This window comes from Candidatus Magnetobacterium casense, from assembly GCF_019173545.1.
GTDB lineage: Bacteria > Nitrospirota > Thermodesulfovibrionia > Thermodesulfovibrionales > Magnetobacteriaceae > Magnetobacterium > Magnetobacterium cryptolimnobacter.
On sequence record NZ_JABXWD010000036.1, the window covers coordinates 1 to 15,318 of the forward strand.

The 15,318-nt window shown below is 50.1% G+C and carries 17 protein-coding genes and 1 other RNA gene; 10 read left to right on the forward strand and 8 right to left on the reverse strand.

From position 1 onward, the window contains the following. Positions 1–224: 224 nt before the first annotated feature. Positions 225–3,872, forward strand: a complete 3,648-nt coding sequence (locus HWQ67_RS03380; RefSeq protein ID WP_218251237.1) for a PAS domain S-box protein — start codon at positions 225–227, stop codon at positions 3,870–3,872. Positions 3,873–4,088: 216 nt separating this feature from the next. On the opposite strand, the gene HWQ67_RS03385 is transcribed toward HWQ67_RS03380, so the two are convergent. From HWQ67_RS03385 to HWQ67_RS03410, 6 genes are all read right to left on the reverse strand, one after another. Further along, the gene (locus HWQ67_RS03385) at positions 4,089–4,565 is read right to left on the reverse strand and encodes an Hsp20/alpha crystallin family protein (RefSeq protein ID WP_218251238.1); all 477 of its coding nucleotides are present in this window, start codon (positions 4,563–4,565) and stop codon (positions 4,089–4,091) included. A gap of 27 nt (positions 4,566–4,592) precedes the next feature. Then, entirely contained in the window at positions 4,593–5,027 is a 435-nt protein-coding gene (locus HWQ67_RS03390) for an Hsp20/alpha crystallin family protein (protein ID WP_218251239.1), read from the reverse strand. 14 nt (positions 5,028–5,041) lie between these two features. Then, positions 5,042–5,503: an Hsp20/alpha crystallin family protein gene (locus tag HWQ67_RS03395; protein ID WP_218251240.1), complete on the reverse strand. Its 462-nt coding sequence runs from the start codon at positions 5,501–5,503 to the stop codon at positions 5,042–5,044. Positions 5,504–6,166: 663 nt separating this feature from the next. Beyond that, a complete protein-coding gene (gene cbiD / locus HWQ67_RS03400; RefSeq protein WP_218251241.1) occupies positions 6,167–7,174 on the reverse strand; it encodes a cobalt-precorrin-5B (C(1))-methyltransferase CbiD in 1,008 nt (335 codons plus the stop codon). Next, the gene (gene cobI / locus HWQ67_RS03405; protein WP_218251242.1) at positions 7,171–7,866 is read right to left on the reverse strand and encodes a precorrin-2 C(20)-methyltransferase; all 696 of its coding nucleotides are present in this window, start codon (positions 7,864–7,866) and stop codon (positions 7,171–7,173) included. The genes cbiD and cobI overlap by 4 nt, the downstream gene beginning before the upstream one ends. A 232-nt stretch (positions 7,867–8,098) precedes the next feature. Next, positions 8,099–8,419 (reverse strand): hypothetical protein, encoded by a 321-nt coding sequence (locus tag HWQ67_RS03410; protein ID WP_218251243.1) that lies wholly within the window; start codon positions 8,417–8,419, stop codon positions 8,099–8,101. A 341-nt stretch (positions 8,420–8,760) separates the two neighbouring features. Between HWQ67_RS03410 and HWQ67_RS03415 the strand changes: the two genes are divergently transcribed. Then, positions 8,761–9,009, forward strand: a complete 249-nt coding sequence (locus HWQ67_RS03415) for a hypothetical protein (protein ID WP_218251244.1) — start codon at positions 8,761–8,763, stop codon at positions 9,007–9,009. Further along, positions 9,002–9,271 carry a type II toxin-antitoxin system RelE family toxin gene (locus HWQ67_RS03420; protein WP_218251245.1) on the forward strand — a complete coding sequence of 90 codons (270 nt, stop codon included), beginning with the start codon at positions 9,002–9,004 and terminating at the stop codon, positions 9,269–9,271. Before HWQ67_RS03415 ends, HWQ67_RS03420 begins: the two co-directional genes overlap by 8 nt. Before the next feature lie 155 nt (positions 9,272–9,426). Here the strand turns inward: HWQ67_RS03420 and ssrA are convergent. Both ssrA and smpB read right to left on the reverse strand, forming a co-directional pair. Next, positions 9,427–9,777, reverse strand: a transfer-messenger RNA (tmRNA) gene (gene ssrA, locus HWQ67_RS03425). A gap of 3 nt (positions 9,778–9,780) precedes the next feature. Continuing rightward, a complete protein-coding gene (smpB, locus tag HWQ67_RS03430) occupies positions 9,781–10,224 on the reverse strand; it encodes an SsrA-binding protein SmpB (protein ID WP_218251246.1) in 444 nt (147 codons plus the stop codon). A gap of 115 nt (positions 10,225–10,339) precedes the next feature. Here smpB and HWQ67_RS03435 point away from each other — a divergent pair, with 115 nt between their 5' ends. From HWQ67_RS03435 to HWQ67_RS03465, 7 genes are all read left to right on the forward strand, one after another. Next, the gene (locus tag HWQ67_RS03435) at positions 10,340–10,741 is read left to right on the forward strand and encodes a response regulator transcription factor (RefSeq protein ID WP_218251247.1); all 402 of its coding nucleotides are present in this window, start codon (positions 10,340–10,342) and stop codon (positions 10,739–10,741) included. Between the two features lie 7 nt (positions 10,742–10,748). Continuing rightward, positions 10,749–11,108, forward strand: a complete 360-nt coding sequence (locus HWQ67_RS03440; protein WP_218251248.1) for a hypothetical protein — start codon at positions 10,749–10,751, stop codon at positions 11,106–11,108. Between the two features lie 4 nt (positions 11,109–11,112). Beyond that, a complete protein-coding gene (locus HWQ67_RS03445; protein ID WP_218251249.1) occupies positions 11,113–11,394 on the forward strand; it encodes a hypothetical protein in 282 nt (93 codons plus the stop codon). Continuing rightward, positions 11,384–11,548, forward strand: coding sequence for a hypothetical protein (locus tag HWQ67_RS03450; RefSeq protein WP_218251250.1), 165 nt, complete (start codon positions 11,384–11,386; stop codon positions 11,546–11,548). Before HWQ67_RS03445 ends, HWQ67_RS03450 begins: the two co-directional genes overlap by 11 nt. Before the next feature lie 20 nt (positions 11,549–11,568). Further along, positions 11,569–12,156 (forward strand): PHP domain-containing protein, encoded by a 588-nt coding sequence (locus HWQ67_RS03455; protein ID WP_218251251.1) that lies wholly within the window; start codon positions 11,569–11,571, stop codon positions 12,154–12,156. Between the two features lie 137 nt (positions 12,157–12,293). Continuing rightward, positions 12,294–12,815 carry a Uma2 family endonuclease gene (locus HWQ67_RS03460; protein ID WP_218251252.1) on the forward strand — a complete coding sequence of 174 codons (522 nt, stop codon included), beginning with the start codon at positions 12,294–12,296 and terminating at the stop codon, positions 12,813–12,815. 100 nt (positions 12,816–12,915) lie between these two features. Then, on the forward strand, positions 12,916–14,850 hold the full coding sequence (locus HWQ67_RS03465) for an FG-GAP-like repeat-containing protein (RefSeq protein ID WP_218251253.1): 1,935 nt from the start codon (positions 12,916–12,918) through the stop codon (positions 14,848–14,850). Positions 14,851–15,318 lie beyond the last annotated feature (468 nt).

Genomic DNA, 15,318 nt, shown 5'->3' on the forward strand with positions numbered 1-15,318 from the left:
TTGATGAACCGTCAAATACGCCTAAACCTAAGAAATTAACACTAAAAGACTTGGAGGTACTGGAGGTATCATGCTTAACTTAACACCTATGGGGTGAGGCACCCCTGCCGTAAACCGCCCTCCTTCTTTCTTTTTTTAACATCAGTGAAGGAGAACAAATTTACCGTGCTGGATTCCTGTAATCTATTCCAAAGTTTACCGTAAACATGGTACAATACAAGCATATGGAAGCAACAGCAGATGAGCTATTTGAGCTGGCCGCCAGTGGTATGGCCATAGTGGGGCTTGATGGCCGATGGCAGAAGGTCAACCGAAGCCTGTGCCGGATGCTTGGCTATACGTCGCAGGAGATGCTTGCTATGGACTTCCAGAGCATCACCCATCCCGACGATATAAAGGTTTCACTGGAGTATGCAAAGCGCGCCTTTGACGAAAGCGTACATACCATCAACTTTGAAAAGAGATACGTCCACAAGGATGGTCATGCCATCTGGGTTGAGTTAAACATCGCCGTAGTCAAGGATGCACAGAACCAGCCCTCTTACTTTATAACCCAGGTGCAGGATATCACTAGGCACAAGATGGCAAGAGAGGCGCTTTCAGAGAGCGAACGGCGCTACCGCCAATTGGTGGAGATATCCCCCGACGCCATTATTGTCCAGTGCAATGGGCTTATAGAGTTTGTCAATCCCGCCGGCATACAACTGTTTGGGGCTGCGCACGTTAACGTGTTTATTGGGCAATCCCTCATGGATTTCGTCTATCCGCAATACAAGGAAGCGCTCCGCCTGCAGTTGCAGGAGATCAACCAAGACAGGAAGCAGACTCTGCCGGTACAACTGCGCCTGATCAAACTCGACGGTACCACCCTGTACGTTGAAGCCACATCCGCAGCCTTTCAGTACAACGACAGGCCCTGTACGCTTACCGTGATGCGCGATGTCACTCAACACAAGTATGCCGAAATGGCCACGCGCAGGTCCGAAGAACTCTATCGCACAATGGTGAGCAACTTCCCAAACGGCGCCGTCCTGCTCTTTGACAGACAGATGACCCTAAGCGTTGTCGATGGCCTGGGATTAAAGGACATGGGACATTCAAAAGAAACCATGGAGGGTAAAAGCATCTGGGACGTCTTCCCCACCGATATAGCCACCAGGCTGATGCCGAACTTTCGTGCTGCCCTGACAGGCAGGCCATCGCTCTCTGAACTGAACATCGGACAGCGCGTGTATCAGGTGCGCACAATCCCCGTGAGAAACGAGTCAGGTGAAATCTACGCCGGTACGGCCGTGGCACAGGATATCACCGAGCGCAAGAAAATGGAGGAGTCCCTCAGAAAGGCACACGAAGAACTCGAAATAAAGGTCAAGGAGCGCACGGCAGACCTGTTGTTTGCAAACGTTGCCCTCAAAAAAGAGATACAGGAGCGCAAACAGGCACAGGAGGCACTCGATGCGGAACGCAAAAGACTCTTTGGCGTACTTGACCTCCTGCCGGTCATTGTCTCACTGCACGGGCATGACTACAGGATACACTTTGCCAACAGGTATTTTAAGGAACACTTCGGAGACCCACAGACAGGGGCATGTTATCAGGTGATCCGACAGCAGGAGGAAATATGTCAGGAGTGCATCCCCATGTGGGTACTAAAGACCAATGTCCCTGAACAGTGGCAGTGGACCAGACCCGGCACGGCCAGGGTGTACAATATGTACAACTATCCCTTCATTGATGTCGATGGCTCCCCGCTGGTGCTTAAGCTCGGTGTTGACATAACGGACATACGCATGGCCGAGGAGCAGATATCACGTCTGAATCGTGTCTACCACGTACTGAGCAGCATAAACGAGGCCATAGTACGTATCAGGGACAGGGATGCGTTGTTTCACCAGACATGTAAGATTGCCGTTGACCATGGCGCCTTCAAGTTGGTGTGGATTGGGCTGTTTGACCAACAATTTAGCAATATCACGCCAGTTGCATGTTTTGGCACCTCCGGCAGTGATATGGAACGGGTCAAGATGACAAACAAAAACATTATGCGCGGATGCAACATCCTCTGGCAGGACATCCTGGCAGGTATGAACTTCATCTGCAACGATATACAGAACAACGAGTGTGTTCGCGTACAGAAATATGAGGCCATTGAGCGTGGGTACAATTCCATGGCGGCATTTCCACTTAAGCTTGATGGCAGTATAACAGGGGCCATCATGCTGTACTCCAGCGAAAGCCAATTTTTCAAGGATAAGGAGGTTCAACTGCTCTCTCAACTGGCTGAAGACATCTCCTTTGCCCTGGAGTTCATGGACAAGGAACAACGCAACAGGGAGGCCAACGAGATCATACGCAAGTTGTCTCAGGCCGTACAGCAAAGCCCCATTACCGTCATTATCACGGATACGCATGGGGTCATAGAGTACGTGAACTCGAAGTTTACCGAAATCACAGGCTATACATCAGCGGAGGTTATAGGCCGGGAGGCAGACCTTTTCCTGGGCACCCCCATGTACGAGCGTGGCCCCGTCTGGGCCACCATAGAGGCCGGTGGACAGTGGCATGGGGTCTTACAGAACAAGCGTAAAAATGGCGACGTCTTCTATGAACAGGCCACCATCACTTCCATAAAGGACCACGAGGGGGACATAACCCACTTTCTTGCCGTAAAAGAGGACATCACTGAGCGCAAAAAACTGGAAGAACAACTCCGCCAATCACAAAAGATGGAGGCCATAGGGCAACTGGCTGGTGGTGTTGCCCATGACTTCAATAACATACTCTCTGCCATTATCGGTTACGGGTATGTGCTGCAGTTGAAGATCAAGGATAGCGACCCCATACGGGCGTATGTCGACCAGATACTGACCTCGGCAGAGCGTGCCGTTAAGTTGATCAAGAGCCTGCTGACCTTCAGCCGCAAGGAGCACTTGCAGACCGAACCCGTGGATATCAACGAGGTGATCAGGGCGTCTCAAAAGATGCTCTCCAGGCTAATAGGTGAGGACGTGGAGTTTGTAACGCGGCTCTTTGATGAGGAGCTTGTCATCATGGCCGATACCAATCAGTTGACGCAGGTTCTTATGAACTTTACCACAAACGCCAGGGATGTCATGCCACACGGCGGCATGTTTACCATAAGCACTGAGATAACAGAGCTGGACAAGGCATTCTTTAACGCACATGGCTATGGCAGTGTAGGCAGGTATGCGCTGATGACCGTCTCTGACACCGGATCGGGGATGAGCGATGAGGTCAGGGACAAGCTGTTTGAGCCGTTTTTTACAACCAAGCCACCCGGCAAAGGGACGGGACTGGGGCTTTCCATCGTCTATGGCATAGTGAAGCAGCACGGGGGGTACATAACCGTATATTCTTATCCCTCTATGGGGGTTACGTTCAAGGTGTATTTTCCGCTGGTTGAGGCCTGTCTTGCAAATCATCAGAGGGCTGTTGAGCAGTTCCCGGCAAGGGGCCGGGAGTCTCAGGGTGCAGGAAAGACCATGGAGACGATACTCGTTGCCGAGGACGATGCAGAGTTCAGGCGAATCTTAAGGGAAATCCTCCAGGACGTCAGCTACAACGTGATTGAGGCCATAGATGGCGCCGATGCGGTAGAGAAGTTCACGACAGCCAAGGGCAATATCGACCTGCTCATCCTTGATGTCATCATGCCACGGAAAAACGGCATGAGTGCATACGAGGAAATAAGTGCGCTAAGACCCGATATAAAGGCCATATTTCTCAGCGGCTACACCTACGACGTCATATTACAAAAAGGTATTATAGACAAGACCCACCACTTCATATCAAAGCCCGTCTCCCCCAAAGACCTTCTGAAAAAAGTCAGAGAAGTCTTGGATTCCCCCTGAAGAACAACAAGGAGGGTTGTTCGTGCCGTAATGGTTCACCCGTATCCTCTTTAAAAAAAAGTGTTAGAAGTTTAAATAACTGCGATAAATATGCCCTATGGATGAAGATAAATGGGGTCAAGGGGACTGGTCCCCTTGTGGGTGGGTCTGAGGGAGGGCAAAGCCCTCCCTTTTTGTACCCTGTGCGTAAGGTGAGATAGTTCAGCATGTGTGGATTCAGGTTTTGACGGTGACCTTTCTCTTTTCCTTGCATGCCTCTGGCGTCTTTGGCAGTGTCACCACGAGCACGCCTTTCTTAAACTCAGCCTCGACCTTGTCCTGGTCTGTTTCACAGGGGAGCGGCACAGTGCGGGAGAATGCCCCGTATGAGCGCTCCACATGGTAATAGCCCGTGGCCTTTTCCTCCCTTTCCTGCTTCTTTTCGCCCTTGATGGTCAACGAATCCTTCGTAAGGGAGACGTCGATATCCTTTTCATCCAGGCCGGGCAGTTCGGCAGAAACCTTTACCTCTTTGTCATCCTCCGTTACGTTGATGCGAGGCTCAAAGCCACCCCACTGTCGCCCAAACAGACCACCAACTTCAAAGTCACTCCAGAAGTCCCTCAAGAGGCCATTTATGTCCCTCTGTATCGACAGTTCAGCCTCCTGTGACTTCCTTCCAAAACCCCACGGTACCAATCCCTTAAAGTCCATAGCATACCTCCTTGTCTTACATTGACTCTAAGCTGCCACCTTGACCTCAATCTTCCGGGTCTTTACGGTCTCAGCCTTGGGTAACACTACCCGCAGGACACCATCCTTGACAGTAGCCTCTATGCCGTTTCTGTCAACCTCATCGGATAGGGTAAAGCTGCGCTGATAATCACCTATGCCGTACTCGGCATACGCCAGCCTGACCTTGTTTTCTATTTCTTTTTCGCTCCAAGTCGTACCTGGTTCCGACTCGACGTATCCGGTTATCGTTAGCACGTTCTTTTCAAGCGTGATATCCACCGACGTCTCATCCACTCCCGGGACATCGGCTATCACAAGGATGTCGTTGTTGCGCTCGATGATATCAACCAGGGGGTTGTAGACCTTTCTGGCCCGTGTACGCTCAACACCTTGGTCGGTCTCTGCCTCTTTCTTTTGGTATTCCTTTACATCCTCTGCCATATCAGTATCCTCCTTTATGATGATTTAACGGTAATCTTTCTTGGTTTATCGCTTGCCACCCTCGGCAGCGTAATATAGAGCACGCCCTTGGCAAACCTGGCCTCAACCTTTTCGCCGTCAATGGCAAAGGGCAACTCGATTGTCCTGGTGTACTGTCCATGCCAACGCTCCCTGCGGTGGTAGCGCTCACCTTCGTTCAACTCCTGAGGTTTACGAGTTACCTTGAGGGTCAGCGTCTTGCCAACGACCGATATGTCAATGCCCTCGGCACTTACGCCCGCAAGCTCGGTGGTCGCAACGGCATGGTCCCCATTCAACCACAGGTTCACCGCCGGAAACTCAGAGGACGACGGCAAGGTGTAGCCAGGAAACAACCCTCCCAAGGCCCTTTGGATTGATCTCACCTGATCCTGTAGCTCATTCTGTAGCGCCCCTATCTCTCTGTAGGGATTTTTTCTGTACTGTGTGCATAGCATCTTGTCATTCCTCCTTTTTTTTCGTTTGTTTTAGTTTTAACACGATAATTGCAATTTATATGCCACGAACAAAACCCCCAATATCTCACGCTTCTTAATAGCCCTGCCACCCCCCAACAAGGCCAAAATGACCGCCCATTCACTGCCTGCGCCATAGGTCAGAATGGCCTATAGGTCAAAATGATCCACAGTCGGATAGTATAGCAGATTTCGATTGGATTAAATAAAAAACACACGGCATTTTTACGGGGTCAAGGGGACTTCTTCGTGCCCGGGGTGGCTCACCCCTCCCCTTGCGGGGGGTTCTGAAGGGGCCAGGTGCGACTTTTATGGCAGGGGCGGGTGCGACCCGCTGCGGCAAAATCGTGCCTCACCCCCTGGAGCGACAAAGAAGCGGAGCCGCCCCTTTCTTTCTTGTATCGCACAAAATCGAAACGTGCTATAATACTTCAGCAGCAATAAAGCAAAGAAAGAAAAAAAGGTATCTTCTCTATATTTCATGGTAACGATACTTTAAGGCAAGAAAGAAGGAGGGCGGCTCCGCCCCCTCCTCAGACCTCCCCTGCAAGGGGACCAGTCCCCTTGACCCCTTTATTATGCACTTGTGTTTCTTAATTTTACCATGCTTTTTTTAGAGGATACAAAAAAAGGTATTTTCGCAGGCTATCTGCTATGCCCTATCAAACGCCTGCCCATATCAAACAGACAGACTTCAACACTGTCAAAGCCAAATTCAGCCTTCAGTCTGGCCGCTATTGCCGCTGCAAGGAGTGAAAACCCGCCTTGCGTGGTAACATCACCTGTTCTGAGCACCTGTATGACCTCTTCAACCGTATTAAAGTTGTCCTTCAGCCCAAAGAAGCCCTTTATAAAGTCTACGGCTGTTGGTGACCTGCTTGAGTGAGTATCGAGGTATCCCATCAGCACCTTTGCCAGCTTTCCGGGATGACCACCGATTACGACGTGCCTCAGTCCCTTTTGCCTGGCGTAGGACAGGGCATAGCCTAAGTAGTTGCTAAACTGCACGACCCCTATGCCCTCAAACATGGCCTTTAGGGCAGTTTCGCCAATACCCCCTGGGGCCATATACACCGTGCAGTTGTCCTGTTCAAAGGAGACGTCTGTTTCACACTTGATGGTGGCCTTGAGCGCCTCCGTACTCATGGGCCTGACGATGCCCGTGGTGCCGAGGATCGAAATGCCATCAACGATGCCCAGTCTTGGATTAAACGTGCGCCGTGCGCAGTCAATCCCGCGCGGGACTGCGACCTCGACCTCGACCCCGCCATCAACAATGACCTCCCTTACGGCATTGATAATCATCTGTCCTGGCGCCGGATTGATCGCCGCCTGCCCAACGCCTACCTGCAATCCCGGTCTTGTCACCCTGCCAACGCCATAGCCACCCTTAACACACACGCCCCGGTCTGTGTCGTTACGCCTGACACGGGCCAACACCTCAATGCCATCGGTAACATCGGGGTCTGAGCCAGCATCCTTTACGACGGCCACGTATGACCCCGTGGTGTCGGATACATTGATGTGCAGGACGTCTCCCTGTGGCAGGGTGACGCTGACCGACTCCGGAGTCGTGCCCGTCAAGAGCCTTATGGCCGATGCCTTGGCTGCTGCTGCTGCGGCTGTGCCTGTGGTGAAGCCGTTTCTGCTCATGCCCTCGATTTTATGATCGCAATAGAGAGGTATCCGGCCTCAGCGGGTGGGGTCACGGATGTCAGGTCGTAGATGGTCTCATCGGCCAGCCCAATGCGTTGCACCAGGATGGCCGATTGCGGGGTAACCCCTCTGACGGCCTCCACGAGGATGTTGAGGCGTTTTCCTACCTTCATAAAGACGGTGCTGTGGTGTCTGTGGATGAGCGCCGTGACCTCGTCAACGGTCTTGGGTAGTTCGTAGACGCCAAAGTCCTCGCCCTTTTGGCACAACGGGATGCCCGTCAAGGCGGTGGCCGCATTGATCGAGCTTATGCCGGGGACGTGTTTGACCTCAACGCCCAGCAGTTGGAGTTCCCTCGTGATGTAGATCGAGGTGCTGAATATGGTTGGGTCGCCCATTGTCACGTATGTCACGGTGGCGTCCGTTTGCAGCACCTCAAGCAGGGTTTGGGCAAGGGCCTTGTAGCGTTGGAGGAGTTCCTGCCGTTGGTTGTTCATTGGGAAGTAGTACGTCCGTATCTTTTCTGCGGCGACGTAGTTCAGGACGATGTCTCTGGCGATGCTCCTGCCAAGTTCGTCCGATTGCGGCACAAAGACGACGTCCGAGCGCATCAGGATGTTCTGCGCCTTGACCGTGATAAGCTCAGGGTCGCCCGGGCCTAGTCCGATTGAGTAAATGCTTTTCTTCAATTGCGTATCCTTCATTTTTATAAATGTTTATCCAATCATCACTAAGTAAGCTCAGACAAGAGTATGATAAAATATCCGTATAGTTATAATAACATAAATGGCAGACAACGGTGGGCAGGGGCTTCCATTGACACGGTAAATCTACTCTGTTACAGTGCGTTTCGATTGTGTGCAATATAAAAAAAGAAACTTCACCAGGGCATCTTAATTAAATGTCCTGGGATTTAAAACTCTAAAATGCGTGAAATCCACCACTAAACTCCAAGACTATGGGGTAACCTTCTATTTGAGCAGGTATCTTATCTTGTAGTAACTTTGGTTGCTTTGAAACATATATCTTTATAACAGCCCTGCCCGATTCCTCACCAATGCCCACCCCTTCGACACCGCTTATATTAAAGAAACTCATTTCGTGTCTGGTCTTTACCTCCTCGATTGTTGGCCTCTGTGAACTCTGTGTATTGTTCATAATGTTTACCTCGCTTTCTTTACCTGCTGATCTTATTATAACAAATATCACAGTGATAATTACCATTGCCGATGCAACTTTCACCAATATCTTCCACCAGTGCCCGTTAGATTTTACCGGAGAGGCAGATGTTTGCCCCTCCGTAGGTCTTTGGTGCATGTCCTATGACTATACTTTCGCACTTTTTCCTAAGCAGGCATTGTATGCGGTTTGAAAAATGGATTCCCGCTTTCGCTGAAATGACAGTAAATGGCGTCTTTGGCCCGTTCATGTCATTCCTGTGCAAACAGGAATATAGAAACTGCGAAACCATAGATATCATAAAATTCTCTAATACAATTGCCCTGGTAAAAAACGCGTATTTTGTATTTAATTCGATCGAATTTCTGCTATAATAGACTAAGATACTTACAGGAGGTTAAACAATGATAATAGAACACGTCAAAGGCTGTGACATACCCACTGAATGGGCAAAGAAGCTAGACATAGAGGCTGATGTAATTTACACAGTGGATATTGATGTGGAAAAAGAAATGCCACCAGAGGAGATGTTTAGAGAAGATTTTATAAGAGAAATGGAAACACGGGACAGACAATACCACGAGGGCAAAGGGACGTTATGCAGAACCAAGGAAGAGAGTGATGCTTTTTTCCAAGAGGCTTGGGGTGAGTAAATATAGTAGATTTTATCTGGATGGCTTTAAAAAAGACATTAAGGCAGTTAAGAACAACTTTGAGCTGCGGGAAAGATTATTAGAAAAGATTGGGGAAGTGCTGGAGAATCCTCATCACTACAAACCGCTTCGAAATATTCTCAAAAATAAGAGGAGAGTTCAAATAGGCAGCTATGTGTTGATATTTGAAATAATTGAAGAAGAAAGAAAGGTAGTTTTTCATTCAATCTGTCATCACAATAAGGCATATAAAGAGCAATAGAGAAAGTTCCTGGCTCTGCTGATTCAGGAGATAGCATCAAAGAGTTCCTCTATGGGACAGTATCCTTAACGGCCTTGTCACTGACCGTTTCGCCTATCATACGAAGTCCGCTCACACAGCCAACCGTATAGCAGCTGTTGACGTTAGCAATTGTTTGGTGGAGGCGGCGGGAGTCGAACCCGCGTCCGAAAGCACTACTCTCAAGCGTCTACATGTTTAGCCTGTTCTTTTTTCTATTTCGGGACCATTAGCCTGTACAGGCAAGTCTTCCGGTACCCCATCCCCTTTTTTCTCGTACGAGGTGCAGAGGCCTCACCCCATACCAGCCTGCTTTATGACGCTCACTCCTGACTACAGGCACTTTCAGGAGCAGCGTGCCGCTTTATTTAAGCGGCAAGTGCTAGTTCGTTGTTGGCTTTTGTAAAAGTCTCCGCCGTTTTACATGGTGACGGAATCCATGACATGCAACCTGAGCCTCATAACCCCCGTCGAAACCGTACGCCCCCATATTAATTTTTCATCGAGCGTTCTATTTCACGTTTGGCCTCGCGCTCTTTTATGACCTCGCGTTTTTCATACTGCCTCTTGCCTTTGCACAGACCTATTGCTATCTTTATGTACTGACCCTTGATATATATCCGTAACGGGATAAGTGTATATCCCTTCTGGGCTATCTTACCGGCCAGCTTTTTAAGCTCCTTCGTGTGTAAAAGCAGCTTTCTCATCCTGAGCGGTTCGTGGTTGCTGATATTGCCGTGGCTGTAAGGGCTCACGTGGCAGTTGATCAGGAAAGGTTCGTTTTCCTTGATCACCACATAGCTGTCTTTGAGATGCACCCTCTTCTGCCGTATTGCCTTGACCTCGGTGCCCTTAAGACACATACCGGCCTCATAGGACTCCTCTACAAAGTAATCATACAGCGCCTTCTTGTTATCTGCAAACACCCGCTCCATTATTTACTATATCATGAACAAAATTTTTTTGCAAGATTGTTTTCATTAAATCAGCATTTTATTTTATAATGGATAAGAGTAAGTTATTTTAGTACTGACTGTAGGGATAAAAAAGATGGAGTTTAAAGAAGAACTATCAAAGCAATACAGCCTCTTGTATGTCGAGGATGAGGACAACGTAAGGGAAGGCCTTGTGAGGTTTCTTCAGCGGAGGTTTAAGACGGTCTACGTCGGCAGGGACGGTCAGGAGGGGCTTGAGCAGTTTAAGAGTCACAGACCCGACATCGTCATAACCGATATCCAGATGCCTGTCATGGATGGCCTTGAGATGCTCAGTGCCATAAAGGAAATCTCTACGTCAACGCCGGTTATAATCACCACTGCCTTCAACGAAATCCCGTATCTCATGAAGGCCATTGAGCTGCACGTGGACAGCTATATCAAAAAAACCTATCGTCAAGGAAGATATCATCTCCGCCGTCCAAAAGATCGTATGTTTTCTTACCCAGAGGTATGAGCTTGAGATGAAGAACAAGATTATACAGACCTTTATTGATATAAATCCTCGTTTTGCATTCCTGGTGACAAAGGAAAATGCCCTGGTCATTGACCGTTTTTTCCTTAATTTCTTTGGCTATGACTCCTTTGAGGAATTTGCCGCATACAACGCCGGCGCATTTCCCAACGCACAAGGCACTAATACCCCCATGCACAACTCACAGGACCTGATGGCCTGGATCAACGCTATCACTAACGGCACCGGGCAACAGCACATTGTCTATATCAGGAGCAAGGGGGCGGAAGCCAGGCAGCCCTTCGTCGTTATGTGCAAGGAGTTTGCCCCGTTTAACATCTTCCTGTTTACCTTCATGGAAGGGCGGTGAGCATATGACAAGTGATACGATTAAGAGGTTGTTCAAGGTCATTGGCAAGGGGCTTTTGGTTGGATTCATTGGCGGCCTGGCTATTTTTTTTCTGATGTTTCCGGTGGGGGTTTTGCTTCACGTGGCGGGACTACCGATATTGTCAGAGATTGCCAAGGGGGGGATACATTCATTACGTACAACCCTTGTGTCGTTGCAGTTGCTTATAGCGCTTGGGGGGATTGTTTTTTTTGCCTGGAAGGATTTTGGCAAGGGTGCATCGGCAGGGGAGTCTCATGGGCGCTAACACGGACAAGTTATTTTGCACCAAATACGGCTGCTTTAAGTATGTTGCTGTTTGCGACAAGTGCAAGCACGCTCGCAGGTGTGACCAGTACATGCAGTACAGGCAGCCTGCGTTGTTTGACACCCGTTTAACCGGCAGGGCAATTGGCCAGTAGAAGGGGGTGGAGGCGTAAAAATGCTCAGGTTTGACTGTCATCTGCACACCTATCCTGCCTCGGCATGTAGCACCATGAGTGCGGAGGAGGCCATTGACGCTGCCGTTGCCGCCGGACTGGATGGCGTTGTGCTGACCGAACACGACCAGTTCTGGGACAGGGGTGATCTGGAGGCGCTCGTTGACAGGTATCGGGGGCAGATACGAATATTTAACGGCATAGAGGTTTCGTGCAGGGAGGGGCATTTCCTTGTCTTTGGGCTTAGGGATTCCGTCAGGGTGCGGTTTGACATGCCTGTTGAGGGGCTTATAGCCCTTGCCCGCCGGGACAGGGCGGCGGTGGTGGTGGCACATCCCTTCAGGTTCAGCCTGGACTATGGGCAGTTCTGTTACACGTTGGACATTGACGGCGTTGAGATTGCCAGCAGCAACACATCCCCGGGCGCTCATCAGAAGGCCAAAAAACTCGCCGACCACAAGCAATGCTTTCAGCTCACGGCAAGCGATGGCCATGCTGTCAGCTCGGTTGGGAGGTATCACACCCTCTTCCCTGATTCCATTGAGACCATCGGGGACATCGCTGCCTTTATTATCAGTTGCAAGGAGTAAAAAAAAAAAGAAAGGGGCGGCTCCGCCCCCCTTCAGAACCCCCCGCAAGGGGGCCAGCCCCCTTGACCCCTTATTTTGTGTAGGCTTGATTTTATAGCAAGTAGACAAGCACATGTGTTTAATGATACAATAATCTGATGAAAACGCAGACATTAGACAGGGATTTTGATTTGACCGAGATAATCAATGGAGTGGAGGTTATGGGACCTAGTCCGTTTAGGAGACATCAGAATATTAGCTGGAATTTAAATGACATAATAAGCCAGCACATAAAGAAATACAAGATTGGCAAGGTGTATTATTCACCCCTGGACGTCATACTCAAGGAAGGAGAGCAGAGGCTACAGCCTGACTTATTGTTTATAGGTAAAGACAACATGGCCATCATGCAGGACTGGATCAGGGGCGTGCCCGACATGGTTTGTGAGATTGTCTCTAAAGGCTCTCATGCCAAGGACACCGTGACCAAGAAAGAGATTTACGAAGCCTTCAGGGTGCCTGAGTATTGGATTGTCATCCCTGAGCTTGAGACCATTGAGGTATTTACGATTGAAGGTGATACCTACAAGCTGTATTCTGTGGCAGAGGGTGAGGGTGTGGTGAGGTCTAAGGTCATTGAGGGGCTTGAAGTGGATGTCAAGGACGTGTTTCAGGAATAGTTTCAGCCGCTTTTAGGTGTCCAGGTGGTTCAGATGTCTATCCGTGTCAATAGCCAGTTTTACTGGTTTGAATAACGACAATAGTAACATGGAGGAATTTATGTTTGGGAGAAGTGACATTCAGACAGAGAGCAATGGACTCCGGTTTAACAGAGCGTTCAGCGCAAGGTGGTTGTTTACCTTGGCTGTGATCGCAGCGATTGGGGTGTTGTGCCTTGGCAGTGTAACAGACAACGCCTTTGCGGAAAGGGGCGATACCTTTCTAACTCAAACTCCCACACCGACTCCCACACCAAACTGCAACAGTACATCAATCTCCCCAACGAACAAGAACTTCCCTCCCGGTGGCGGCAGCGACACCGTTAATGTATCGGCCAATGCCGCCTGCACCTGGACTGCCACAAGTAACACAGGTTGGATAACGATATCCTCAGTTAGCACCAACTCCGGCAGCGGTACTGTTTCATACACGGTGGCGGCCAACACGGGTTCAACCTACCGCACCGGTACAATGACCATAGCCGGGCAAACGTTCACGGTGATCGAGGACGGACAGTCGGCGACAAAGAAGCCCCTGACTATCATGAAACAGGGCACCGGTAACGGTTCTGTGGCGGCCTCAGTTGGCACGATCACCTGGAACGGCAACACCGGTAGCGCCGAATATGACCTCAACACGTCGGTATCGCTGACGGCAGAGGGGGATATGACATCGAACTTTGTCTCCTGGTCAGGGTGTGATTCCGTTGCAGCAAACGTGTGTACGGTCAATATGACGGTGGCAAAGACAGTCGCCGTGACGTTTGAGCAAAAAACAAGCGGCGGATTTCTCCTGACCGTCACAAAGACGGGTACAGGCGATGGTACGGTAACTCCATCGACGGGCGTGCTCACCTGGAACGGCAAGGTTGCTACGGCGACGTATCCGGCCAACACCCCGGTAGTTCTCACTGCAGAATCGGATAACGCATCAAGGTTTGTACAATGGACCGGGTGTGATGTGGCCACCGGCAACCGGTGTACGTTGAACATAACCGAGGCAAAGGGTGTCTCTGCCGAGTTTAAGACCGGACGCAAACGTGTGAAGAAGGACTTTGACGGCGATGGCAAGAGCGATATCCTGTGGAAGAATGCCGCAACAGGGGACGTGGCCATCTGGCTGATGAATGGTACATCGAAGAAGGCTACCGATTTTGCGGGGCGCGGCATCCCCGGCAACTGGCGTATCAAGGCGTCAGAGGACTTTGACGGCGACGGCAAAAGCGATATGCTCTGGCAAAACATCGACACGGGTGACGTCTACGTCTGGATAATGAATAGCGTAGCGCAAAAATCCGGGGCATTTGTGGCCAGGGGTATCCCCGCCGATTGGGATATCAAGCTGTCGGAGGACTTTGACGGCGATGGCAAGAGCGACGTCCTGTGGCAGGACTCCGGCTCAGGGGCGGTCTACATATGGCTGATGGATGGTGCCTCAATAGCCTCCGGTGGGTATGTGGTCAGAAGTATGCCACAAGACTGGTATATCCGGGGCGTAGGGGACTTCAACGGCGATGGCAAGGCTGACATACTATGGCAGAGCAGGGACGTCGGCGATGTCTTTTGCTGGCTGATGGACGGCACCAAGATGCAGACCGGCAGCGGATTCATTGTCAGGAGACTGCAACCGGAGTGGCAGATCAAGGCCGCCGCCGACTACAATGGCGACGGCAATAGCGACATACACCTGCGCAACACCGCCACTGGCAGGGATGTCATCTGGCTGATGGATGGCATAAGCATAAAGGGCGCAGACTTTGTGAGACCCAAGTCCGGCACAACCGGTCCGATGATGCCGATGACAGAGCGTGCCTCCGGCACCGACTCCTGGGACATGAAATCCACCGGCGACTACAACGGCGATGGCGTCAACGACATGCTCTGGCAGGACGGCTCAAACGGTGACGTCTACATGTGGACAATGGACAGCTCAGGGTCGAGCTACTCGGGCGGATACGTAGACCAAGGCGTTCCAGCCGACTGGAGCATCTACTAGCAACTTGGATGGGGGGCAGGGGGCACCTTGCCTCCCCCCTTATCTCCTGTCATAAACAAGTGTTATCGATAAACATCACGTCTATGTCCTATTCTTACCTGTAGTTCTTCATGATTAACTTGACAATGTCACATTACAAATTCTGCAATTATAAAGATGTCTGAACCACGATTTAACGGATTAAGAGATTATCAGGATTTATATTAAAGAAGGCATTATTTCTTTTTCCTGTAAATCCTTTAATCTGTGTAATCCTGGTTCAGACAATCCCTGATGTTTACTTAAATGTGACATTGTCAAATTAATTCATAATATAAAACCCTATAGGTAATAGTTCACCCCCCTAATAATAAGGAAAAAAAGGGGCGGCTCCGCCCCCCTTCAGAACCCCCTGCAAGGGGGCCAGCCCCCTTGACCCCTTCTTACCTTGTTGACATTGGGTTGATTATACACAACATTTCAATTGTA

What these genes read in the sequence shown, in the direction of transcription:
- HWQ67_RS03380 (WP_218251237.1), top strand. Translation starts at nt 225, where the DNA reads ATGGAAGCAACAGCAGATGAGCTATTTGAGCTGGCCGCCAGTGGTATG.
- HWQ67_RS03385 (WP_218251238.1), bottom strand. Translation starts at nt 4,565, where the DNA reads ATGGACTTTAAGGGATTGGTACCGTGGGGTTTTGGAAGGAAGTCACAG.
- HWQ67_RS03390 (WP_218251239.1), bottom strand. Translation starts at nt 5,027, where the DNA reads ATGGCAGAGGATGTAAAGGAATACCAAAAGAAAGAGGCAGAGACCGAC.
- HWQ67_RS03395 (WP_218251240.1), bottom strand. Translation starts at nt 5,503, where the DNA reads ATGCTATGCACACAGTACAGAAAAAATCCCTACAGAGAGATAGGGGCG.
- cbiD (WP_218251241.1), bottom strand. Translation starts at nt 7,174, where the DNA reads ATGAGCAGAAACGGCTTCACCACAGGCACAGCCGCAGCAGCAGCAGCC.
- HWQ67_RS03415 (WP_218251244.1), top strand. Translation starts at nt 8,761, where the DNA reads ATGATAATAGAACACGTCAAAGGCTGTGACATACCCACTGAATGGGCA.
- smpB (WP_218251246.1), bottom strand. Translation starts at nt 10,224, where the DNA reads ATGGAGCGGGTGTTTGCAGATAACAAGAAGGCGCTGTATGATTACTTT.
- HWQ67_RS03435 (WP_218251247.1), top strand. Translation starts at nt 10,340, where the DNA reads ATGGAGTTTAAAGAAGAACTATCAAAGCAATACAGCCTCTTGTATGTC.
- HWQ67_RS03440 (WP_218251248.1), top strand. Translation starts at nt 10,749, where the DNA reads ATGAAGAACAAGATTATACAGACCTTTATTGATATAAATCCTCGTTTT.
- HWQ67_RS03445 (WP_218251249.1), top strand. Translation starts at nt 11,113, where the DNA reads ATGACAAGTGATACGATTAAGAGGTTGTTCAAGGTCATTGGCAAGGGG.
- HWQ67_RS03450 (WP_218251250.1), top strand. Translation starts at nt 11,384, where the DNA reads ATGGGCGCTAACACGGACAAGTTATTTTGCACCAAATACGGCTGCTTT.
- HWQ67_RS03455 (WP_218251251.1), top strand. Translation starts at nt 11,569, where the DNA reads ATGCTCAGGTTTGACTGTCATCTGCACACCTATCCTGCCTCGGCATGT.
- HWQ67_RS03460 (WP_218251252.1), top strand. Translation starts at nt 12,294, where the DNA reads ATGAAAACGCAGACATTAGACAGGGATTTTGATTTGACCGAGATAATC.
- HWQ67_RS03465 (WP_218251253.1), top strand. Translation starts at nt 12,916, where the DNA reads ATGTTTGGGAGAAGTGACATTCAGACAGAGAGCAATGGACTCCGGTTT.